This window comes from uncultured Desulfobulbus sp., from assembly GCF_963662935.2.
Classification (GTDB): domain Bacteria; phylum Desulfobacterota; class Desulfobulbia; order Desulfobulbales; family Desulfobulbaceae; genus Desulfobulbus.
The window spans coordinates 430,747-452,663 of sequence record NZ_CAXXTL010000002.1 but is presented as its reverse complement, the minus strand read 5'-3'; the positions used below and the strand labels follow the sequence as shown (position 1 = coordinate 452,663).

The following is a 21,917-nucleotide window of genomic DNA, read 5'->3' as shown; positions in this document are numbered from 1 at the left end:
TGCCTCTGTCCTTTACCCATCAGCCCCTAAAGGGCGCATCAAGAGTGCCAGGGCCAATCGGCTTTTTGCCGTGGTTTTGGCATAAATAGCACTGAGATGCGCCTTGACCGTTCGCTCGGTAATGTCGAGTCTTTCTGCGATTTCTAAATTCGACAGTCCTTCGGCAACCAGGGCGGCAATCTGGTATTCCCGGTCGGAGAGTTGGTGGAGGTGGGCTGGTCGCGGTGGTTCCGGCGATGCGGCAACCGGGTGAGGTGATCCCAACTCGGTGATCAAACGCTGCATCAGTTGCTGGTTGATCCAGACCGAGTCCGCTGCCACGACCCGGGCCGCCTCTTGCAGCCGCTCCGGGCTGATGTAGCTGTTGGCGTAACCGATTACCCCCAAACGGATAAAAGTGAGTCCTTCCGAATCATCCGGCCGGTCGGACAAGATGAAGAGTTTACAGGCGGGCTGCCGCTTCCGGATATAGGCGACAATCTCTGGATCGACTAGTGCCCGGTGGACAAAAAGGAGATCAAAAGAGAGTTTTTGCCGCACCAGGATGCTCAGATCCTGCAGGGTGGTGGCTTGGTACGTGGAATACATAGAATGCAGGGCCGAAAACCAGCGTTCCCGCAGGCCGGTGTTGCCGCAGCACAGAATCAGATTCATATCATCGCTCCCGCAGCGCTGTGGATTGGGCACGCAGGACGGGCTTGAGCAGGTAGGAAAGGATGGTTTTCTTGCCGGTGAGGATATCCACTGAAACCACCATGCCGGGGATGATCGGCAACGGTTTTTCCTTACTTCCCAAGTAATTCTGTTTTGTCCTCAGGCGAACCAGGTAAAAATCGTTGCCCTCCTTGTCGGTGATGGAATCGGCACTGATGTGCTCAAGATTGGCCTCCAGCCCACCATAAATGGTGTAGTCATAGGCGGTGAATTTGACCACGGCCTGCTGGTTGGGGTGGAGAAAGGCAATGTCGGCAGGTTTGATCCGCGCCTCGACTAGCAGGGAATCCTCGAGGGGAACGATCTCAATAAGGTCCATGCCGGGCTGAATGGTGCCACCGACCGTATTCACCTTGATTTGGTTGATGGTTCCGCGCACCGGCGAGCGGACAGCAGTGCGCTGCAAACGATCCATCAGGGCTGAGGAATTGGCGTTGATGCTTTCGAGCTTGGCGTAAGCCTCGATCAACTCGCCCCGCGCGGTGTTGCGAAAGGTAAGTTGCTCTCCTTCTATAGCTTTTTTGGCTTCCGCAATTTTCGACTCAATCTTGGGAATCGCGATCCTGGTTGCGTCAATATTACCGCTCATTTCACTCGATTGGCGCTGAAGCCGCAAGACTTCGACCTCAGAGACAGCACCCTGTGCAACCAGCGGTTTGGTCATCGATAGTTCTCTTTGCAGCAAGCCGGATGTGCGCGTCAACTCTTCCTGCCGAGAACGCAGTTCAGCCAGCTCCTGCTTACGCTGGTTAAGCTGCTCCTGGAGCATCTGCAGTTTCGCGGCCAGTTGTTCTTTCCTGGAACCGTAGAGTTTTTGTTCACGGGAGCCCAGTTCGGGCTTTTCAGTGACGACTTCCCCGGGAACGGTAAAGGGGGTGTCGTGGGTCTCGGCCTCCAGGCGGGCAATCTGCGCCTTGAGCGCCAGGAAACCGACCCGGCTTTCCTGGTAGGGCGCCGAAAATCTGGTTTTGTCGATTTCGAGCAGCAACTGATCTTTTTCTACAATTTCACCGACATGAACCAGCATTTTAGAGAGGATGCCGCCCTCCAGGTTTTGCACCACCTGGATCTGCTGGGACGGGATGACCTTGCCGTCGCCACGGGTGACCTCATCGATTTTGGAAAGCGCCGCCCAGGCAATAAAGAACAGAAAGAACAGTCCTGTGAGCCAAATAATCAACCGGCCACCGCGGGGATTTTGCACAAGGAGGGTCGTACGGATGTCGGTGGCGAGATCCAAGTCAGGGGTCGGCAGGCGGCGGAAAAGCCCAGCCGATGGAGTGCGTTCTTTTTTTTCCGGTTGTTGTTCTGCCATGATCATTTGCGCCTAAAAGTGAATCTGTCCGCTTTTCATGGCGGTCATAACCTGATCGCGCGGCCCGTCGGCCACCACCATGGCATTGTCGATAAGAATGATCCGGTCGACCAGGTCGAGCATTGATCCGCGATGGGTGATCAGAATCAGGGTCTTGCCCGGGAGCAGTTGAGTCAGATTGTTCTTGAGCCGGGTCTCGGTGCGATTATCCATGGAACTGGTCGGCTCGTCGAAAACCAGGATCGGCGGGTCGTGTAGCAGGGCTCTGGCAATGGCAACACTTTGCCGCTGGCCGCCCGAAAGGCCTCGGCCCTGCTCGCCAATCTCCATGTCGAATCCCTTGGCGTGTTTGCCGACAAATTCACTGACCCCGGAGAGTTCCGCAGCCCTGAGAATGAGCGTGTCTTCAACCTCTGGCGAGCCGAGGATGATGTTGTCCCGGATGGAGCCGCGAAAGAGGGTGACGTCTTGGGGAACATAACCAATGAAGTGGCGCAGTTCGGCCGGGTCGATCTGCCGGATATCGGTGTCGTCCAGAGTGACCATGCCGGCCGTTGGTTCGTACAGGCCAAGCAGCAGCTTACCCAAGGTCGTTTTTCCTGAGCCGATGGGACCGATGATTGCCACTCTCTCGCCGGGTTCGATAGACAGGGATATATTTTTCAGGGCCAAGCCGCTCTGCTCGGGATACTGGAAATCGACCTGTTCAAAGGCGATTTTGCCCCGGCATTCGCCCCGGAGCAGAAAATTCCTGTCCGGCGGCCGTTCCACCGGCAGTTCCATGATGGCGTTGAGTTCCTTCAGGGCTGCCTTGGCCTGATGGTAACGGGTGGCAAGATTCACCACCTGAGACATGGGGGCAATGGCCTGACGGGAGAGGATGAGCAGGGCAATGATCCCGCCTTGGGTCAGTTCGCCGGCGGCAATTCGGTAGACCCCGGCAATGATTGTCGCCACTGTGGTCAGGTTCATGATGAAATCGGTAAAATGGCTGACCGAGGAGGAAAAAAGGCGGGAGCGGCTGCTCCAGGTGGCGATATAGCTGACCGCTTCCTCCCAGGCACGCTGAATCTGGCTTTCCGCACCCAACATCTTGATGGTTTCGATGCCGGAGAGCCCTTCCACCAGAATGGAATTTTTCTGTGCCGAGGCCTCAAAAGATTGCCCCACCGCATGCTTGAGCGGAGCCTGAACACCAAAGGCGAAAAGGGCCATCAGCACAACGGCACTGAGGTGGACGAAGACGATTGCACCGCCGAGATACCAGATGGCTGCCAGGCCCAGGAACATGAAGGGCAGGTCGATGAGGGCGGTGATCGAAAACGAGGTGATGAAATCGCGAATGGATTCAAACTGCTGTAATTTTTTAGAAAAGGCGCCCACGGATTTCGGCCGAACCTCGAGCCGCAGCCCAAGGACTTTTTCCAGCAGAGCCGCTGAGATCCGCAGGTTGGCCTTTTTGCCGGCTTCATCGACAAAATGGCCACGCAGGCCCTTGAGTGCCAGGTTGAAGAGGTATACCACCCCGATGCCGATGCCGAGCACCCACAGGGTCTCAAAGGCCAGATTGGGGATGACCCGGTCATAGACGTTCATGGTGAAGAACGGACTGGTCAGGCCAAAGATATTGATGAGCAGAGAAGCCAGCAACACATCCCGGTAGATCCGCCAGGAAGAGAAGAGGGTACCCCAGAACCAACTTTTTTTATCGGGCTTGAGATGCTGCTCCAGCTGCCGATCCTTGCGGAATTTTGGCCGGACAAAGAGGGCAAAACCGCTATAGCGCTGCTCAATCGCGGCCAGGTCGAGTTCCGTTTCTCCGAGGCCGGTTTCAGGGAGCAGGACGGTGGCCCGTTGTCTGCCATGATCGATGGTTGCCAGCAGGCAGGCCTGTCCTTCCTTGAGCAAGAGGACGGCCGGCAGCTCCAAGCCGGACATCTTTTCCAGGGGCCGTTTCAACAGTCGCGAAACCAGCCCAGCCCTATCGGCGGCGCGGGAAAATAGCTCGACCGTGAGACGGTTGTCCACCAGCGGCAGGCCGGCACGGAGCCCGGTTCGGGAAACCGGCAAGTTATACAGTTTGCCGAGCTGCATCAGGCAATCGGTTAGGGGGTCATCGACGGTCTCGGGGTCGAGGGTCCGGCGCCAATCCTCGGTTTTATGCGGTATATCCGTTTCAATCATGTTTGTCTGCAAAGGGCGGTTGTGGAGCGATCAACGCATGTGGTATGTTGACTGTATCACAAGGGGATCAATCGTATCAAGGTATTCAGCAGGAGCAATCTATGTTGTATGTCGAACGGGACACAAAGGGCGGCATTGTCGCCATCCGCAGCGGGGGTGAGCAGGAGCCGGGGCGGGAACCCGTTTCCCTGCTTGATGAGGAGGTCCTGGCCTTTCTCCAATCCAGCGGCGAGATTGAGCTCCTGGGGCAATTGCTGATGCACTCGGATGCCTCGATGGTCAGGGTGCTGGAGGATCTGATCGATCTTCTGATCTCTAAGAAAGTCATCTTGTTCACCGAATTACCGCCGGAGGCGCAGGCAAAGATTCAAAACCGAAAACGGCTTCGCGCCAAAATAGGCAACGATCATCTGATGGTCGACGACATCCTCTAACCACCTCACGCCCGGCGATGCTCCAAAGGCTCCGGACGCTGTACAAAAAATCCCTGCACGGCATCGACGTGCGTTCCCGAAACAGTGCGCCACTGCTCCTCGGTTTCGATCCCTTCGACAATGACTCTGATATCGAGACTGTGCGCTACGTTGCACAGCGCACTGACAAAGAAGTGGCTGTCGCTGTGCTCGTTATGCAATTCGTTGGTGATTGCCCGGTCGATCTTGACGTAATCGGGAAGAAGCGATTTGAGATAGCCGAAGTGGATGAGTCCCTGGCCGAAATGATCGATGCCGAGGGCGTGGCCCATGGTTTTAATCTCCTCGGAAAAAGTTTTTATCAGATGCAGATGACGGATGGCGCGGAACTCGGGAAACTCGAAGTTCAGCGACAGGCCGGCATCGGCGCTTTTTCTCAGCTGGCGGCGGAGCCAGGCGACGAATTCGCCGTCGGTCAGCGAGAGTGGCGAGAGGTTGATCGCTACCCGTTGCGGTTCAAGCAGATCCGGCGGCAGTTCGAAAATTCGTTCCAGGATGATCCGGTCGAGGGCGGGCATCAGGCCGAGCTGTTCGGCCATGGGGATGAACATGCCTGCGGAGAGGTGGTTGCCGCTGTCGTCGATCACCCGGGTGAGAATCTCGTGATGCACTATTCGCCGCCGGTCGCCACGGCCGACCGTTGGCTGGGAATAGAGAGCGATGGCGCGCTTGGCGAGGACATCCTCCAGTAACGGTTTCCACTCCGTCTTTCCGGCTGAGATCGCCCCCTGATCCTTGGCGGGAGAGGCAATGACTGCTTTGTTGTCGTGGTGGTATCGGGCAGTGTTGAGGGCGGTGTCGGCCTTGGTGATCAGTTCGCTGAAGCTAGCCCCCCTTGCATACGCCACGCCGCCGCAGGCGAGGACTCCCAACGGCAGTGCCGTTTGCCCTTCCGTTTGCCGGGACAGATCTTCTACAATGGTGCCGGCAATCCGGCTGGCTGTGGATACGTCCGTGTTGGGGAGAAGTAAGGCAAAATCGCCGCCGCCCAATCTGCCGAGGATGGTCTCGGGCAGCTCTGCACAGGCCTGCCGGATGCATGTTGCTGTGTCCCCGATCAGCTGGTCGCCGGCCTCATAGCCATGTTCCTGGTTGAATGACTGGAGGTCTCGGATTTGAAAAAGGAGGAAGACGCCTTGAGCGACCGTCTCCTTGCCTTCGAGTTTTGCCTTGATCTGTGCTTCAAGAAAACGCCGGTTGCCCAGGGCAGTCAATGGATCCTGATAGGCGCGTTGTCTGAGGTTGTCGGCGATGGCCGCCTGTTCTTGAAACATCTCCCGGATTCGTTCGGTCATCCTGTTCATGGCGGTGACCACGCGCCGGAGCTCCCTGGTGCGGGGCAGTCGTTCCTGAATGTGGAAACGACGGTCGCAGAGGGCTGTGGCCTGCTCCTCAACCTCGGACAAGGGTCGCAGCAGGCGCCGCAGGCCGAGGCCTCCCATCAGGGCCACGGCAGCGGCCGCTGCGGCGAACCATAGGGTCGCAGCCAGGGCCGATTTCCACATCATCCGGTACGCATAGCCGGGATGGCATTCCACGGTGACCGAACCGGCCTGCTGCCAGCCGTGCATGATCAGGGCATTGGCCCGGGGCGCGGTCAGCGGTGTCAAACGGATAAACCAGGCAGGTACACCCTCAACGGTTATATCAGCCTTGCGATCGACTAACACCTCTCCTTTGACCCCCCGTAACTCAATGATCCGGTAATAGCCTCGGTCGAAAAGGGCATTGATCATAGCTTCCATGGCTGGAACATCCGTGCCCTTGGCCAGAGTGCTGAGGGAGAGTCCCAGCGAGGTGGCCGTATCCTGGGCATGCGACTCCAACTGGTCGACGAGAAAATCGCGGGTGCGTTTCTGCTCCCCTATCCACAATCCGGTGCAGAGGCAGATCAAGGTGATAAGGGTGAAGAGCAGTAGCTGTCGATATAGGGTCATGGTGCCTCCTCTTCCTGTTCCATTTCGTTGGTCATTCTGTCGAGTAGCTCACGCCATCGCTTGAGTCTATCGCTGTCGCCAATCATCTTGCCTTTGCCGCGCTGTTTCGCCAGCCAGAGCCCGGAGCCGTTCAGGCTGTATACCGGCAGCAGATCGGTTCGCTGTGAGGAAGGCTGGATGGTTTCGATCAGGTTATCAAGAACAAGCGGTTCCGCTCCGGGCGAAGGGTAGTAGGTGAGGACCATGTGGGCCTTGTTGAGTCGCACTGCCTTGACATAGGTCAGGGTCAGGCGGTCCTCCGCGATCCCGAGCTTGATTAAGGTGAAATATTTGGCGATGGCAAAATCCTCGCAATCGCCGCCTTCACTGGCAAGAAATTCAATGGGCGTCGCCCAATAATCAGCCTTCTTCCAATGAATGTCATCATCGACGAAGGCCATGGCGTTAAAAAAACGGTTGACCCGCTCAAGTTGGGCCCGATCGTCTCCCCCGGTGGTTTGGATCAAGTTCTGCCAACCGAGCAGGCGGGTACGTGCCCCTGTACCGTACCGTTTTTCCATGAGGCGAAGAGTGCGTTCGTTGATGACAAATGATTCCTCGGTACCAACAGGGGCGGCGGTTGCAACCAGCAGGATCAGGAGCAGCCATCGGGCCGTTCCTTGGATCAGGGAAGAAGAGAGTCCGCCGATGGGCATGGGGAGACCAGTGAAGAAAAAACGGTGCCTGGAAACAGGAGAACGAGCAATCCGTTTGGCGGGGGAAGCACCGTTGGGACAAAGGGGAGAGAAGTAACCCGTCCATGACGTGAGTGCATGGACGGGTTGTTGGACAGCGTGAGGATTGGAGCGGTTGTGTGAATGATATCAGGATTTTTTGGTGGGTTGAGCCGTTGAGGTCACGGCATTGTTGTCATTGTCAACCGATCCTTCCGTGGGCCAGAGGAGATTAAGAGAGGGAACCAATTTCCCGGTTCCGTTGAGAATCCTGTATTGCGAGTACAGGCCTTCGTACTCGGCGGTGACCAACTGGCGGGCAGAATCAATGCGCTCGGCTTCGGCATCAAGAACGTCAAGCAGGGATCGTTGACCGATGTTCCATTGTTTAGTATAGGCGCTCGCCGTCTTGGCGGCAAATTGCAATCGCTGATTAAGATAGTTGGTTTTCTTTTTCGCGGCTTCGTGCGCTTGCCAGGAGAGGCGGATGGATTCAACCACCTGGCGGTGGGTGTGATTTTTAATTTCCTGCGCTTCGTTGATCAGGTGGACGGTTTCGCTTTTTCTCGCCTCGTCACGCCAACCATTGAACAGGTTGTAGCGAAACCGGAGAAAAACTCTCAGGTCCTCCCGTTCCTCACCGTCATAATAGGAACTGAAGCTGGTTTCTTCCTCCCAAATTTTGTCCGCCTCAAGGTCGATAATCGGCATGAACGGGCTTTTCGCTACTTCATCCTGCTTGCGGCGGGCTTCAAGGTCGGCACTGGCTGATTTGAGCTGGGGATGACCGGCAAGGGCGATCTGCTCGGCATCCTCAAGGGTGGCGGGAATCATACCCACAGGGCTCTCGGGGCGGTTGAGCTGCAGCGGGGGATTGCCAACCACCGCATTGTAATTGGTTTGCGCGTCGAAGAGGTTTTGTTCAGCGACGACAAGATTGGACTGCGCCAGGTTCAGGCGGCTCTGGATCTGGTCCATGTCGGCAAGCCGGTCAACGCCCGATTCGCTCCGGAGCTTGATCTGGTCGGCGATGCGCTGGTGCAGTGTCAGGTTTTCCTTTGCGAGAGTGACAATAGCCTCGTTTTTCAGAACTTCTAGGTAGACATTAACGACTTTCAGGGCAGTGTTGTCAGCCGTGCTGCGGACGACAAAGGCTTCCGATTGCACTCGTGCTTTCTGTCGGTCGACCTCGTTCATGGTGGAGAGGCCGGCAAAAAGATTTTGCCGCAATCCAATCCGAGCCTGTTGTGGGTTAAGGTCATCGTCGAAAGGTTTATCAACATAATCCTTACCCGTGCCGGCTTCAACATCAAGGGTGGGGAAGTAGTTTGCTTTTGCCTGCCGGACCTCCTCGTCTCGCGCTAGTCGGTTATGCGCCACGGAACGGACGTCGGGATTGGTCTCAATCATTGTTTTAACAGCCTGCTGCAGGGTTTCGGCGTGTGAAACCGTGCCGGCGACAACGCCCCCCGCCAGGGCCAGGGTGAGAATTGCACAAAATCTTTTCAAAACCATGAAAACCTCTCTCAAGCTGATGAATGGAACAGGACGTAACAGGATAGGAACAGGCAAGTGCGGGTTTCTATATACCGAAACTTTTGCTGATGGGGTAGTAACTTTTGAGTAAAGGAGTATTTTTCCCTTTGGCGGCGAGTTGTTACCTGTTCATGATTGGGCGGGAGAGTGGTGGGGGTTGATTTCCAGTTTAAGGGCTTGGGCGAGTTCATGCAGGGAATAGGGTTTTTTGACAAACTGGCTGATGCCGAGATGCATGGCTCGATTTATATCCTCGGCATTGGAATATCCGGTGGTGATGATGGCCTTTTGACCCGGAGCCTGCTGGAGGATGCGCTCGTATGTTTCACAGCCGTTAATGCCCGGATCCATCATCATATCCAGGATGACCAGATCCACCGTTGCTTTTTTGAGGTATTCGACCGCCTCTTCACCCGATTGGGCGGTCAGTGGGTGGTAACCGAGCCGGCTGAGCAGACGGCTGGCAATTTCGCGTTGGCTTTTCTGATCGTCAACCACCAGGATTTTTTCGCCGTTGCCCTGGTATTGACTGATGACCGGCAATTGCTGCACCGGTTTGGAGACGCCGAACTTATCCACTGGGAAATAGAGCGAGAACAGGGAACCATTGTTGTCGCTGGTGACATCAACAAAGCCGGCGTGGTCGTGCACCGTATTCCAGACCACGGCAAGGCCGAGGCCGGTCCCGCTACGTCCCATCACCTTTTTGCTGTAAAACGGGCTAAAAATCTGCGGGAGGTCCTGGGCCGAAATGCCGGGGCCGTCATCTTGCACCGAAATAAGCACATATTCGCCTGGTTCGATGGTTTCGTAACCCTGATGAGGGGTTGTCAAGGTAATGTTTTTGGTGGTCAGGGTGACCTGGCCTTTGCCCTGAATGGCCTCGGCGGCATTGTTTGCCAGATTCATGATCGATTTGCACAGATGCATGGCCGAGCAGTTGATGTTGTGCAGCTTGCCTTCCAGGTAGGGAGTGATCTGCACGGCCGGAAATCGCTGGTAGAGTTCCTTAAATTCAACCGAGTTAAAGTAATCGGTGATGATACCATTCACATTATGGACTTCTTTCTTGCACGTTGCGCCGCGGGCCACGGTCAGCAGATCGTTGACCACGGCCGCTGCCCGTTTGCCGGCCTCGCGGATCATCATCAGCTCTTCCCGGTATTTGAAATCAGCTCCCAGATCCATGAGCAGCAGCTCCGGGTAGGTGATGATTCCGGCCATGATGTTGTTGAGGTCATGGGCCACGGAACTGGCCATCAGGCCAAGGGATTCCATGCGTTTGGCATCGGCCAGTTTTTCCATCAGGGTCATTTTTTGCTGCAGGGCGATTTCACTGTCCGTGACATCGCGGATGGCAGCCACCTGCACTTGCCGCCCTTGAAAATCGATATGCTTGACCCTGAATTCAACAGGGAAAGAGTTGCCGTCCTTTTTGATGCCCCGGGCTTCAAACGGACCTACCGAGTCAGCGTCGGCCGGCATGTTCATGGCCTGAATGGTGCTGCGATCCAATAGAACATCAAATATCTGTTTGCCCAGTAATTCGCTTTCCTCGTAGCCAAACATCCTGCAGAGCTGATTGTTGGTCTGCAGCAACTCGCCCCGGTCGTAGATGATGATGCCCTCCCAGGTTGCCTGGGAAAGTTGGCGAAAGCGCTTTTCGCTGTTGTATAAATCCTGCTTGAGCTGTTTGTGCTGAATGCTTCTGGCGATGGTTCGGAGCAGTCGATCCGGGGGGCAGGGCTTGCGAAGGTAATCGTAGACCCCCTGGCGAAGAGATTCCACGGCGCTGTCGATGGTGGCGTTGCCGGTCAGGATAACGATGGCGGTGCCGGGGTGTTCGTCCCGGATGCGGGCGGCAATGTGGTTGCCGCTTATGTCGGGTAGGTCCATGTCCACCAGCGCCACGGAATAGGCATGCTGTTGGAGCAGACAAAACGCCTGTGCCCCTGAATTGGCGGTGTCGACTTGGTACCCATCCGCCTTGAGTAAGATTGCAAGACTGTTACAAAGGTGCACTTCATCATCAATGACGAGAACAGTGTGTAACCGAGGCATGGGGGCAGGGTAAACCTCTTGTTTAAATTGAGATTTATTGAGAATAAAGCAGTTGATTATCCATAGAGAATCATTCAAACGTGTTTGCCGGAAAAAGTCCAATGAAAAAAACAATTATTCAATGGGGACAAGGTTTTCAGGCCGGAAGGGTAAGGGTGAAGATCGTCTGTCCTGGACGGGTTTGAAAGCTGATTGAACCGCCCAGCCTTGTTGCGAGGTTATGGACAATGGCAAGGCCCAGTCCGCCATGGCGGCCATCCTTGGTGGAGGCGCCGATCGTGAAAAGCGTTGCTGTCAGGGCCGGATCAATACCGGGCCCGTTATCCTCCACGGAAATCAGGATGTTGTCGTTGTTGGCGGTTATGCGAACGGCAACAGCGCCGTGTCCCGCAACGGCATCGACAGCGTTCCCCAACAGATTTTGCAGGATCTGACTGAGGCTTCCGCGGTCACTGCGGATGTAAAGCGGTTGGGTCCAGGGGGTGAAGGTGAAATCGATCAGGTGAATTTTGCCTGAGGTGGCCTGAAACAGATGCAGTGTTTCTTCGAGGAGCCGGTGCAGGTCCAGCTGCTCGAGGTGGAGCTCATCCTGTTCGCGGGCCAGATCTTCGAGTCCCAAGGTAATGTGCCCGAGCCGTTCCAGTTCGTTGTCGAGAATGGCCAGCTCTTGGTTGATTGCCTCGCCTTGTTCATTTTTTTTGCCGAGGATGTGCAGGTAGTTGCGGAGAATGGCCAGGGGGTTGTTGATCTCATGCGCAATTTTTCTGGCTACCAGGGTGGCCGACTCAACACGTTCAGCCGCAATCCTCTCCGCTTGGGTTGTTCGCATTCGCTCCAGGGAAAAGCAGATGGCCGCATGGTTGGCCAGGAGGCGGAGCGGGGTCCATTGGCCATTGAAGTTGTGGAAGGTTTTTTCCGTCAGGCCGATGAGGACCAAGCCCAGCAGTTCTTGTTGATGGATCATGGGAAGAGCGACCATGCCTTCTGTCCCGAGAAGGTGCAGCAGTTGGGCGTCAACAAGATTGACCGGATGCTTCTCCTCGGACTTTTGCCGGAAGGTGTGCAGCAGGCGTTGTTGCTGGAGGGCTTTTCCGGGAAGGCTGTCAGCATACCGCGTGGGCGCAAAGGTGAAATCGCACATTTCCCGGGCCAGTTTGTTGTCGGGGGAGGTGGAGCAGCGCAACTCGCCGGTCTGCGGGTTCAACACCATCACCACGCAGGCCTCCTCGTTAAAGAGGATTTTCATGCCTTGTTCCACTGCGGCCACAACTTGTGCCGTGTTTTCAGCTCGGAGCAGGTTGTCGAGCAGGCCGCTCATCTGGGTGATTTCCCTGATGCGATTGATCAGCCCTAAGGAAATTTCTTTGTGCGTCTCCTGGCTTTCCGGTTCTTTATCATGGGAGGTTTTGGCGTTGTGGGGAATATGGATGCCCAGGTGTTCGGCAAATTCTGCTATTTCTTCATCCACCCCCTTGTAGAGTGCCTTGACGTGCGTTGGGGAAAGATTGAAGAAGCGGTCGGCAGCCTCCAGGCAGTCTTTGCCGGCGGTACTGCTATGGCTGAGCAAATCGGTCAGATAAGCGATTCTGGTTAACGGCAGAGCCTGCTCGACCTCGTCGAGCGGATGGTGGTGGTAACGGATGGCATCGGCGATCAGGGTGGGCAGCCGCCACTGTTCGCAGAGCCAGGCCCCGGCCGAACAGTGGTTGACATGGAGTTTTTCCTCTTCAAGAAAGGTGAGGCGACCGCTATTGCAGCGCACTCCCTTGAGTAAAAGCGGCGCGTATTTGCCCGGAAAGGCCATCCATAGCAGAAGTTTGCCGATATCGTGCAGGAGTCCGGCCAGGTAGGCTTCCGAAGGGTCGGGGTAGGAGGTGGCGACGGCAATGTTGCGCGCCAGTAGGGCGTTGAGATAACTATGATGCCAGAACCGGTCGATGGACAGCAGGCCGTTGCTTTCGACCCGGCGAAAGACCTGTTGCACCGAGATGCTGATGGCCAGGTTTCTTACGGTATTGCCGCCCAGATAAACCACCGCCTGCTCCACATTGGTAAAGGTCCTGCGCGCGCCAATGAAAGCGGAATTAACCAGTTGCAGCAATTTGGCGCTGATGGCGGCATCTTTATCGACTATGTGGGCAATCGCCCGAAGATTGATATCGGTTTCGTGGCAACTGTCGATCAATTGCACCAGAACCTGCGGCATGCTCGGCAGGTTGCCGGAGATTTTGAGAGTGCTGAGAACGCTGTGGGCAGTGGTCATGGCCAATAACATGGGCAGGTGAAATGTAACTCTCTTAAAACAGGCTACTTTAGATTGTATAGCAGAGCATAGAAGAAAAATCCAGCAACCAAGTTTTAGGCGTCCATTATTTTTGAACGGCCTCAGGCCCAATTGATCGATGGTGGCGTACAAATCGCTTGACCCATGGTGCGCCGTTTAGGTAGGTATGAGCAATCATGAGCACGGAGCGAATTTTCTGGTAACGGTGGCGGCTCCGTTCACCGGACTGACGATAATTTCCAGAAAGAGGTGAATTTTGAAGGTAAATGGGCAGGCTTATCGGTCAATTTGGCTGGCGGCTGACGGCGAAGGAGTTGAAATTATTGATCAGACCCAACTCCCCTTTCGTTTTGCAGTGGTTCGACTGGAGAGTGTGGAAGAGGCGATGGCGGCGATTAGTCGGATGCTGGTTCGCGGTGCGCCCCTCATCGGCGCCACGGCAGCGTACGGCATCTGTCTGGGGTTGCGGCGTCATCTGTCTTCGGCAGCCCTCGTGAACATGGCCGAACAGCTGATCGCCTGCCGGCCAACGGCGATCAATCTGCGTTGGGCTGTGGATCGGATGCTGCGACTGCTCTTGCCCTTGCCGGTGGAGCAGCGGCTGGCTGCAGCGTACCAGGAGGCCGGGCGCATCTGCGAGGAGGATGTCGCCGCCAACGAGGCCATCGGCCGGCACGGTGCCACCCTGATAGCGGCCATCTGGGAGAAGAAGGGGGGAGGGGAACCGGTCAACATTCTCACCCACTGTAATGCCGGCTGGCTGGCCACCGTCGACTGGGGCACCGCTTTGGCACCGATCTATAAAGCGGTAGAGGCGGGGATACCCGTGCATGTCTGGGTGGACGAGACTCGGCCGCGTAACCAGGGCGCCAGCCTCACCGCCTGGGAACTGGTGGCTGCCGGTGTGCCTCACCACCTGATCGTGGATAATGCCGGAGGGCACCTCATGCAGCACGGTCAGGTCGACTGCTGCATCGTCGGGACCGACCGGACCACTGCCAGTGGCGATGTCTGCAATAAGATCGGCACCTATCTCAAGGCGCTGGCTGCTTTTGACAACGACGTGCCCTTTTATGTGGCCTTGCCCGGCTCCACCGTTGATTGGACGGTGAGCAACGGGGTGGCGGAAATTCCCATTGAAGAGCGGGGCGGGGAGGAGGTTCTGAGACTGCAGGGTCAGGATGAAGCGGGCGTGGTGCATACAGTGTCGATCGCGCCTGCGGCAACACCGGCAGTTAATCCGGCTTTTGATGTCACTCCGGCTCGACTGGTCACTGGCCTGATCACCGAGCGGGGCATCTGCTCGGCGAGCCGTGCTGGTTTGCTTGGGCTCTATCCGGAGCCGGGAAAATGACCGAATCGGAGTTGCGGGAACAGTTGCTGGCGACCGCCCGGGCCATGAACAGCCAGGGGCTCAACCAAGGTACTTCGGGGAATGTCAGCGTTCGGGATGGCGAGGGATTTTTGATTACACCTTCGGCTCTGGCGTATGATCAGTGCCGGGCGGAGGATGTGGTGCGGCTGGATTGGGCCGGTGAAGCGCAGGGCAACCGCAAGCCTTCTTCGGAGTGGCGAATGCATTGTGACATTTATCACCACTATCCCCAGGCGGACGCTGTCCTCCATGCCCATAGTCTTTACTGCACCACTTTAGCCTGCCTGGAACGGTCCATCCCATCCTTTCACTACATGGTGGCCATGGCCGGCGGCGATTCCATCCGCTGCGCCCCCTATGCCACCTTCGGCACCCAGGCCCTTTCGGATACGGTGATCGAGGCCTTGCGTGACCGGTCCGCAGCACTTCTGGGCCATCACGGCATGATCTGTTTTGCCGGCGGCCTCGATCGGGTCCTGGCTCTGGCTGTCGAGGTGGAAGCCCTGGCCCGTATGTACCTGCAGGCCCTGTCCGTGGCCGAGCCGCCGGTCCTCCCCGGCGCGGAGATGGTCGAGGTTCTGCGCCGGTTCAGGGACTACAAGTCCTGAATCTGCGGGAAACCTTTAACGTAGATAGAGCAGGGCGCCGATCTGGTAGACTGCCACCGCCAGTATGAAGGCGAATAGGGTGTTAAAGGCTATGGAAAAGCCTGCCCATTTCCATGACCCTGCCTCCTTGGCAATGCAGACCACGGTGACGAAGCAGGGGGCGTAGAACATAATAAAGACCATCACCGCCAAGGCGACCACAGGATTCCATTTGGGATCCTTGGCCAGCCGTTCACTGAGCGATGTCGGTTCCTCTGTGCTGACATGGCCCAGAGAGTAGGCGGTGCCCAGGGTCGAAATGATGACTTCCTTGGCGGCAAAACCGCCGAGCAGCGCGATGTTGGTCCGCCAGTCGATGCCCGCGAAACGGCTGACGCTTTCAAGGGCAATACCGATCCGGCCACCGAAGGAATGACGGAGCCCTTCCATCGCCTCCTCCGCCTCAATCTTGTGCAGTTCTGTGGCTTTTTCTTCTTGATTCATCGCCGTATGGATCGTCTGCACCTGTTGCCGCTGTTGTTCGTAATGGGTCACCCGTTCCTGCGGCAGTCCCGGATAGGTCATCATCGCCCAGATGAGCACAGAAATGCCGAGAATCACGGTGCCTGCCTTTTTCATGTATTGCCAAGTCCGCTCCCAGGTGTGGATGAACAAGCCTTTCAGTGTGGGGAAACGGTAGGGCGGCAGTTCCATGACAAAGGGGGTGGATGCGCCTCTGAGCACTGTCAGGCGTAACAGTTTGGCCGCGCACAGGGCCACAATCCAGGCGGCTAGGGTGGAGAGAAACATGTAGCGGGCTTGATGATCCGAGAAAAAGGCGCCGATCAAGAGCGTCAGCACCGGCAGCTTGGCCCCGCAGTTCATGAAGGGAACGGTCAGGAGGGTGGCCAGCCGTTCCTTGGGGGAGCGCAGGGTGCGAGTGGCCATGACGCCGGGAACAGCGCAGCCGCCGGCAATGCCTCCCGAAACGATGAAGGGCATGACCGAGGAGCCGTGCAGGCCGAAAAAATGAAAGATCCGGTCCATCATGAAGGCTACCCGGGCCAGATAGCCCGAGTCCTCGAGCACGGCAATGCCGAAAAACATGAACATGATGATCGGCACGAAACCGAGGACGCCGCCGACCCCGTCGACCACGCCGGAGGTGATCATCGATTTCAGCGGGCCGTCAGGCAGCAGAGCGTCGATCCCCTTGTTGATGAGCGCAAAAAATTGCGCGAGCCAGTCAACCAACACGGTGCTGTAACTGAAGGTAAAGGTATACAGGGCGTAGAGGACAGCGGCCATGATCAGCGGGCCGAGGAGGCGGTGGGTGACGATTTTATCGATCTTGTCTGAGGCGTACAGGCGGTCGGCGACAAATTTTCGCGAGACGACCCCTTGGTGGATAATGGACTTGATGTAGCCATAGCGGTGGTCGGCAATCACCGCTTCCGGGTAGACGCTGAGGGTGTGCTGGAGATGATTGGTCACTTCCGCACAGCGGGCGATGAGTTTTTCCCCAGCCTCCGGATAGGTGGCTAAGGCCTTTTGGACGATTTGGTCATCGTTTTCCAGCAGCTTGACCCCGAGCCAGCGCTCGGGGTAGATGGCGGTCAGTGCTGTGCATTGTCTGATATCGGCAGTCATGTCGGTGAGGGCCTCATCGATATCCGAGCCGTAACGGAGGAAGGCCGGCTGCGGCGATGTTGGCGAGGCGGCCACCGCCAACACGGCATCAAGCAACTGGTCCACGCCCTTGCCGCTCCGGGCGATAATCGGAATTATCGGCACGCCGAGGCGTGCCCCCAACTCATTGACATTGATGGTTATGCCTCTTTTTTCGGCAACATCAACCATGTTAAGGGCAATCACCAGCGGTGTCCCGAGTTCCAGGAACTGGCAGCTGAGATAGAGGTTCCGTTCCAGGTTGGAGGCGTCGACTACATCTACCACCACATCAGGTTTCTCGTTGATGATGAAATCGCGGGCCACCAGTTCCTCGACCGAGTAGGCAGTCAGGGAATAGGTGCCCGGCAGATCGACCACGCGCAGGCCCTGGCCCTGATGCCAGCAGCAGCCTTCCTTCTGTTCAACCGTGATCCCGGGGTAGTTGCCCACATGCTGACGGGCACCGGTGAGATGGTTGAAAAGGGTGGTTTTGCCGGCATTGGGGTTACCGGATAAGGCAATGGTCAAGGCGTTATTCATGGTCTTTTGGATCGGTCTGGCGTTGAGAGTGGGGGATGGGCCGGATACGAGAAGGTGGGACTCCATGCAAGCAGATAAGGTTTAGGGAACAGACGATCAAGCGAAAGTCTGGTAGGGGAAGGGTTCGAAAGAAAACAGCAACCCCCCATCATCAAGGTTTGTATGTGGGCAAGGAGGTTGCCTTTTCCGAGCAGTCGTCAGCTGCACCGCAACCAGAACATCCACAACCGCAAGTGAGATTTTTCGGGTTACGCAGCGTTTTCCATATCCGTCGAGCGATAAAAAAGACGGCAACGGCAACGGCGATCAATACGAGAATCTGTTGCATTTTTTCCTCCAAAGGGCTGAGAGCAGAGGCAACTGTTCCATCCCCAAACTGTCGTGATAAAAATTCCTTGGCCTGCTTGCTGCCCCAATGGGAACTGATTGCTTAGGCCGGCGTCACCAGAATATTGGCGGCGGTCGGGGCATCAAGACTGATGGTGCCTCCGTTAACCTTGATCATGCACTGTTGCCCTCCGCCCTTGCACAACAGTTCCAGTTCGGAACCCGGCAGCACCCCAAGGTGTGCCATTTTGGCGCAGGTCTGCCGGTCGCCGTTGATGGCACAGACTCGTAAGCGGCTGTTGCAACAGGTTTCGGGTAAGGGGGTTCCTGCCTGTACCGCCCGGTTGCCACATTTTTTACGCCAAAGGCACTGGGTTTGGATATCACTGAGCAGGAGGCAGGATGTTTCGGAGGGCTCCTTGGTCATGAACACGATCTCTACCTGTTGGAATTTAGCTGGCCCTGAAAGTCTTGTCGAGCAGGTTGGTTTTCATAAAAAAGCGTTTCCAGCCCCTGCCGTTCAGTGGAAACAGTCATTGTTAGGTAATCCGAAACAATGCCCACTGTCAACAGCTTTGCCAAGGGGGGATCTCGATACGAGTCGATTTTTCAGAGGAAGGACGAGAGGGGAGCAACGGGGCCTTATGCTGGTGCTCTCGGCACAAGTTCTGGTGCGGGCGGGAGCGGATTTTTTGAAGAAACGGAATGCCGCCCTGTTGGGGGTGGGAATGGCAGGGGTCAGGGGGCGATTTCCACCTCAATGAAATCCGCTTCGTTGTTGCGCAGGGTCAAAGTTCCGCCCATGACCCGGAGGGCAACCGGGTCGTTGAGGGGCGCGCGTTGTTTCACCGTGATCTCCGTACCGGGAACAAGCCCCATTTCGCGGATTCGGCGACCGAGTTCGCCGCCCACCTTGACGGAGACAATGGTGCCGCTCTGGTTGATGGACATATTTCGCAGATTAACCAGTGGCATGCCGTTCACTCATGGGATTCGTTCAGTTTAGCCCAGCTGTCACGGAGGGTGACAATCCGGTTGAAGACCGGTTTCTCCGGTGTGCTCGCCACCGGGTCGAGGCAGAAATACCCTAGCCGTTCAAACTGAAAACGGTCATCGGAATGGGCCTGGGCCAAACCCGGCTCCAGCATGCAGTCAGCCAGAGCGGTCAGCGAGTCTGGATTAAGGAAGTCCTTGAAACTCTTCTCCTTATCGGCATCAGGATATTCGGCGGTAAAAAGCCGGTCATAGAGGCGAACCTCAGCCCGCAGGACATGGGGGGCAGAAACCCAGTGGATGGTCCCCTTGACCTTGCGGCCGTCGGGTGCGGAACCGCCTTGGCTTGCCGGGTCGTAGGTGCAGCGCAGTTCCACCACCTTGCCTTGGTCGTCCTTGATCACCTCCTGACAGGTGATGAGATAGGCGTAGCGGAGCCGTACTTCTCGGCCGACACTGAGGCGGAAGAATTTTTTCGGGGCATTTTCCATGAAATCCGACTGCTCGATATACACCTCGCGGGAGAACGGTACGAGACGCTCGCCCATAGCTGGATTCTGCGGATGATTTTGGGCAATGACCTCCTCTGTCTGGCCTTCAGGATAATTGGTGATCACTATTTTAAGCGGGTCGAGCACTCCGAAGACCCGCCGGGCCGCCTGGTTGAGATCATCTCGAACCGCATTCTCCAGCACGCCCATATCGATCCAGCTCTCCCGCTTGCCGATGCCGATGGTGGAACAGAAGCTACGGATCGCGGCCGGCGTATAGCCACGGCGGCGCAGGCCGGAGATGGTCAGCATGCGGGGATCGTCCCAACCAGAGACATGCCCCTCGGTCACCAGTTGCAGCAATTTGCGTTTGCTGGTCACCGTATAGTTGATATTGAGCCGGGCAAATTCGATCTGTCGTGGGTGGTTGGGGGTGTGCAGCGTATCCAGGACCCAGTCGTACAGGGCGCGGTTGTTTTCGAACTCCAGGGTGCAGAGAGAGTGGGTGATTCCTTCCAGCATGTCGGAGAGGCAGTGGGTGAAATCGTACATCGGGTAGATGCACCACTTGTCGCCGGTGCGGTGGTGACTGGACTTGAGAATGCGATACAGCACCGGATCACGCAGGACGATGTTGGGTGAGGCCATGTCGATTTTGGCCCGGAGCACACAGGTTCCTTCCTCGAAGTCACCGTTGCGCATCTGGACAAAGAGGGCGAGGTTTTCCTCCACCGTCCGGTGGCGATACGGGCTTTCCTTACCGGGTTCGGTCAGGGTGCCGCGGTATGCACGGGTTTCTTCACCGCTGAGATGGCAGACATAGGCCTTACCTATCTTAATCAGTTCGATGGCGAAGTCGTGCAGTTGATCAAAGTAATCGGAGGCGTAATAGAGGTGCGGGCCCCAGTCGAACCCTAGCCAGCGCACGTCGCGCTTAATTGATTCGACATACTCGGTGGATTCCTTGTCCGGGTTGGTATCGTCGAAGCGCAGGTGGCAGGTGGCGTTGTTTTCCACCGCGACGCCGAAATTAAGGCAGATCGATTTGGCGTGACCAATGTGGAGAAATCCGTTGGGCTCGGGTGGGAAACGGGTGACGATGGTCTGATGTTTCCCGGAAGCGAGATCTTCGGTAATGATCTGGCGGATGAAATCGAGCGGCTTGCTGGCGCTTTCTTTTTCTGTGGTCATCTCATATTCCGTAGGCATTCGTTAGGCTGCGGCGAACAGGCGGTCGACGTCGTTTAAGCGGGCCACGACCTTCTCCCGGCCCAGGGTAGTCACAATGTCAAACATCGAAGGGCCGGCTAACTGCCCAGTGAGCACGGTCCGCATGCCGTTGATCAGAGTGCCTGGTTTGATCTGTAACTCGTCAGCGAGTTCCCGGCTGATCCGCTCGGTTTCCTCGGTGTTGAAAGTGTCCAACGTGGCAAAACGCTCTGCCAGCTGCGGCAGCCAGGTGGCCAGCTCCGGGAATTTGAGCACGTTTTTGGCCAATGGCTTAGGATCGATTGCATACTGATCGGAAAAATAGGCGCGGCCTGCCGTGGTGAAATCTTTGAGGGTGTGGAAACGGTCACGGATCAACCCCAGTGTCGCCAGGTACCAGTCTAGTTTGGTGGTTTCGTAAGCCGGATCCCAGAGGTTCTCAGTCTCCAGTTCTTTGCGCACCAAACCGCCAAGTTGTGCAAGATCCATGGTGCGCAGATAATGTTCATTCATGGCGATCAGTTTTGGGTCGGTGAAGAATTTAGGGTCGCCCGGTTTGTAGTTGAACACCGAGTTGACCCGGCTCATCCGCGAGAGGCTGAAAACGTCGATGAGTTCCTCACGGGAAAAGAATTCTTGATCCGTGCCAGGATTCCAGCCGAGCAGGCAGAGAAAGTTACACAGCGCCCAGGGGATGAAGCCCTTCTCCCTGTAAAACTGGACCGCCACCACTTCGCCATGGCTGCGTTTGGAGATTTTTCGTTTCTGCAGATCCAGGGTGAGCGGCATGTGGGCAAAGGCTGGAATTTTAGCCTGCAGGGCCTCGTACAACAACACCTGGCGGGTGGTGTTGGTCATGTGATCCTGACCACGGATGACATGGGTAATGCGGTCGCGGATGTCGTCAACCACATTACACAGCAGGTAGAGCGGTTTGCCATTAGAGCGGACAATGACAAAATCCTCGATCTCGCTGTAGGCTCGCTCGATGTGTCCCAGGACTTCGTCATCGTAGAAAAGAGTGCCTTGGCGTTCGGGCACCTTGAAACGAATGACCGAGGGGATTCCCTGTTCTTCCTTCTCACGGACCTGCTCAGCGCTCAGGTGGCGACAGGTGCCGTCGTAGCCGGCTTCGCGTTTTTTTTCAGCCAAGGCCGTCTCACGTTTGCGCTCCAGCTCTTCTTTGGTACAGAAACATTTGTACGCATGCCCGGAGGCCAGCAGACGGTTGGCAGCTGCGACATGATCATGGGTGAATTCGGTTTGGAAATAAGGACCTTCGTCCCAGTCAAGGCCGAGCCATTGCAGGCCGTCGATGATGCCGTCGATTGACGCCTGGGTGGAGCGTTCTTCGTCGGTGTCCTCAATGCGCAAGATCAGTTTACCGTTATGTTTCTTGGCAAATATCCAATTAAATAGTGCCGTCCTCGCTCCCCCGATGTGCAGGTATCCGGTGGGGCTAGGGGGGAAACGAACGCGAACTTCTTCCATGCAAAACTCCTGTAGT

At 56.5% G+C, this 21,917-nt stretch carries 17 protein-coding genes; 3 read left to right on the top strand and 14 right to left on the bottom strand.

All coding sequences use genetic code 11. From position 1 onward, the window contains the following. Positions 1 to 12: 12 nt before the first annotated feature. From ACHZCX_RS06370 to ACHZCX_RS06360, 3 genes are read right to left on the bottom strand one after another with little or no spacing between them, the layout of a single operon-like run. Positions 13 to 654: a response regulator transcription factor gene (locus ACHZCX_RS06370; RefSeq protein ID WP_319586403.1), complete on the bottom strand. Its 642-nt coding sequence runs from the start codon at positions 652 to 654 to the stop codon at positions 13 to 15. Position 655: 1 nt separating this feature from the next. Further along, positions 656 to 2,029 carry an HlyD family type I secretion periplasmic adaptor subunit gene (locus ACHZCX_RS06365; RefSeq protein WP_319586402.1) on the bottom strand — a complete coding sequence of 458 codons (1,374 nt, stop codon included), beginning with the start codon at positions 2,027 to 2,029 and terminating at the stop codon, positions 656 to 658. Between the two features lie 12 nt (positions 2,030 to 2,041). Next, positions 2,042 to 4,213 (bottom strand): type I secretion system permease/ATPase, encoded by a 2,172-nt coding sequence (locus tag ACHZCX_RS06360; protein ID WP_319586401.1) that lies wholly within the window; start codon positions 4,211 to 4,213, stop codon positions 2,042 to 2,044. Positions 4,214 to 4,314: 101 nt separating this feature from the next. Here ACHZCX_RS06360 and ACHZCX_RS06355 point away from each other — a divergent pair, with 101 nt between their 5' ends. Further along, positions 4,315 to 4,647, top strand: a complete 333-nt coding sequence (locus ACHZCX_RS06355) for a hypothetical protein (RefSeq protein WP_319586400.1) — start codon at positions 4,315 to 4,317, stop codon at positions 4,645 to 4,647. Positions 4,648 to 4,652: 5 nt separating this feature from the next. On the opposite strand, the gene ACHZCX_RS06350 is transcribed toward ACHZCX_RS06355, so the two are convergent. The 5 genes from ACHZCX_RS06350 to ACHZCX_RS06330 all read right to left on the bottom strand — a co-directional run bounded on the left by ACHZCX_RS06350 (position 4,653) and on the right by ACHZCX_RS06330 (position 13,196). Then, positions 4,653 to 6,623, bottom strand: a complete 1,971-nt coding sequence (locus ACHZCX_RS06350) for an EAL domain-containing protein (RefSeq protein ID WP_319586399.1) — start codon at positions 6,621 to 6,623, stop codon at positions 4,653 to 4,655. Then, positions 6,620 to 7,318, bottom strand: a complete 699-nt coding sequence (locus ACHZCX_RS06345; protein ID WP_319586398.1) for a transglutaminase-like cysteine peptidase — start codon at positions 7,316 to 7,318, stop codon at positions 6,620 to 6,622. Before ACHZCX_RS06345 ends, ACHZCX_RS06350 begins: the two co-directional genes overlap by 4 nt. Positions 7,319 to 7,486: 168 nt before the next feature. Continuing rightward, positions 7,487 to 8,851: a TolC family outer membrane protein gene (locus ACHZCX_RS06340; protein ID WP_319586397.1), complete on the bottom strand. Its 1,365-nt coding sequence runs from the start codon at positions 8,849 to 8,851 to the stop codon at positions 7,487 to 7,489. Between the two features lie 150 nt (positions 8,852 to 9,001). Continuing rightward, positions 9,002 to 10,933 (bottom strand): response regulator, encoded by a 1,932-nt coding sequence (locus tag ACHZCX_RS06335; RefSeq protein ID WP_319586396.1) that lies wholly within the window; start codon positions 10,931 to 10,933, stop codon positions 9,002 to 9,004. 136 nt (positions 10,934 to 11,069) lie between these two features. Then, positions 11,070 to 13,196: an HDOD domain-containing protein gene (locus tag ACHZCX_RS06330; RefSeq protein WP_319586395.1), complete on the bottom strand. Its 2,127-nt coding sequence runs from the start codon at positions 13,194 to 13,196 to the stop codon at positions 11,070 to 11,072. Between the two features lie 277 nt (positions 13,197 to 13,473). Here ACHZCX_RS06330 and mtnA point away from each other — a divergent pair, with 277 nt between their 5' ends. Together mtnA and ACHZCX_RS06320 are read left to right on the top strand one after the other, a co-directional pair. Beyond that, positions 13,474 to 14,571 (top strand): S-methyl-5-thioribose-1-phosphate isomerase, encoded by a 1,098-nt coding sequence (gene mtnA / locus ACHZCX_RS06325; RefSeq protein ID WP_319586394.1) that lies wholly within the window; start codon positions 13,474 to 13,476, stop codon positions 14,569 to 14,571. Continuing rightward, entirely contained in the window at positions 14,568 to 15,200 is a 633-nt protein-coding gene (locus tag ACHZCX_RS06320) for a class II aldolase/adducin family protein (protein WP_319586393.1), read from the top strand. Before mtnA ends, ACHZCX_RS06320 begins: the two co-directional genes overlap by 4 nt. Before the next feature lie 15 nt (positions 15,201 to 15,215). Here the strand turns inward: ACHZCX_RS06320 and feoB are convergent, their stop codons facing one another. The 6 genes from feoB to gltX all read right to left on the bottom strand — a co-directional run bounded on the left by feoB (position 15,216) and on the right by gltX (position 21,901). Continuing rightward, positions 15,216 to 17,390, bottom strand: a complete 2,175-nt coding sequence (gene feoB, locus ACHZCX_RS06315) for a ferrous iron transport protein B (RefSeq protein ID WP_319586392.1) — start codon at positions 17,388 to 17,390, stop codon at positions 15,216 to 15,218. Positions 17,391 to 17,541: 151 nt separating this feature from the next. Further along, a complete protein-coding gene (locus ACHZCX_RS06310) occupies positions 17,542 to 17,718 on the bottom strand; it encodes a FeoB-associated Cys-rich membrane protein (RefSeq protein WP_394708770.1) in 177 nt (58 codons plus the stop codon). Positions 17,719 to 17,820: 102 nt separating this feature from the next. Then, positions 17,821 to 18,144 carry a ferrous iron transport protein A gene (locus ACHZCX_RS06305; RefSeq protein WP_319586391.1) on the bottom strand — a complete coding sequence of 108 codons (324 nt, stop codon included), beginning with the start codon at positions 18,142 to 18,144 and terminating at the stop codon, positions 17,821 to 17,823. Positions 18,145 to 18,455: 311 nt separating this feature from the next. Further along, positions 18,456 to 18,692 (bottom strand): FeoA family protein, encoded by a 237-nt coding sequence (locus ACHZCX_RS06300; RefSeq protein ID WP_319586390.1) that lies wholly within the window; start codon positions 18,690 to 18,692, stop codon positions 18,456 to 18,458. Positions 18,693 to 18,697: 5 nt separating this feature from the next. After that, complete coding sequence (locus ACHZCX_RS06295; RefSeq protein WP_319586389.1) at positions 18,698 to 20,392, bottom strand: glutamine--tRNA ligase/YqeY domain fusion protein; 1,695 nt, start codon at positions 20,390 to 20,392, stop codon at positions 18,698 to 18,700. Between the two features lie 21 nt (positions 20,393 to 20,413). Beyond that, positions 20,414 to 21,901, bottom strand: a complete 1,488-nt coding sequence (gene gltX / locus ACHZCX_RS06290; protein WP_319586388.1) for a glutamate--tRNA ligase — start codon at positions 21,899 to 21,901, stop codon at positions 20,414 to 20,416. Positions 21,902 to 21,917 lie beyond the last annotated feature (16 nt).

Coding starts and splice junctions, on each gene's coding strand:
- ACHZCX_RS06370 (WP_319586403.1), bottom strand. CDS start 654: ATGAATCTGATTCTGTGCTGCGGCAACACCGGCCTGCGGGAACGCTGG.
- ACHZCX_RS06365 (WP_319586402.1), bottom strand. CDS start 2,029: ATGGCAGAACAACAACCGGAAAAAAAAGAACGCACTCCATCGGCTGGG.
- ACHZCX_RS06360 (WP_319586401.1), bottom strand. CDS start 4,213: ATGATTGAAACGGATATACCGCATAAAACCGAGGATTGGCGCCGGACC.
- ACHZCX_RS06355 (WP_319586400.1), top strand. CDS start 4,315: ATGTTGTATGTCGAACGGGACACAAAGGGCGGCATTGTCGCCATCCGC.
- ACHZCX_RS06350 (WP_319586399.1), bottom strand. CDS start 6,623: ATGACCCTATATCGACAGCTACTGCTCTTCACCCTTATCACCTTGATC.
- ACHZCX_RS06345 (WP_319586398.1), bottom strand. CDS start 7,318: ATGCCCATCGGCGGACTCTCTTCTTCCCTGATCCAAGGAACGGCCCGA.
- ACHZCX_RS06340 (WP_319586397.1), bottom strand. CDS start 8,851: ATGGTTTTGAAAAGATTTTGTGCAATTCTCACCCTGGCCCTGGCGGGG.
- ACHZCX_RS06335 (WP_319586396.1), bottom strand. CDS start 10,933: ATGCCTCGGTTACACACTGTTCTCGTCATTGATGATGAAGTGCACCTT.
- ACHZCX_RS06330 (WP_319586395.1), bottom strand. CDS start 13,196: ATGACCACTGCCCACAGCGTTCTCAGCACTCTCAAAATCTCCGGCAAC.
- ACHZCX_RS06320 (WP_319586393.1), top strand. CDS start 14,568: ATGACCGAATCGGAGTTGCGGGAACAGTTGCTGGCGACCGCCCGGGCC.
- feoB (WP_319586392.1), bottom strand. CDS start 17,390: ATGAATAACGCCTTGACCATTGCCTTATCCGGTAACCCCAATGCCGGC.
- ACHZCX_RS06310 (WP_394708770.1), bottom strand. CDS start 17,718: ATGCAACAGATTCTCGTATTGATCGCCGTTGCCGTTGCCGTCTTTTTT.
- ACHZCX_RS06305 (WP_319586391.1), bottom strand. CDS start 18,144: ATGACCAAGGAGCCCTCCGAAACATCCTGCCTCCTGCTCAGTGATATC.
- ACHZCX_RS06300 (WP_319586390.1), bottom strand. CDS start 18,692: ATGCCACTGGTTAATCTGCGAAATATGTCCATCAACCAGAGCGGCACC.
- ACHZCX_RS06295 (WP_319586389.1), bottom strand. CDS start 20,392: ATGACCACAGAAAAAGAAAGCGCCAGCAAGCCGCTCGATTTCATCCGC.
- gltX (WP_319586388.1), bottom strand. CDS start 21,901: ATGGAAGAAGTTCGCGTTCGTTTCCCCCCTAGCCCCACCGGATACCTG.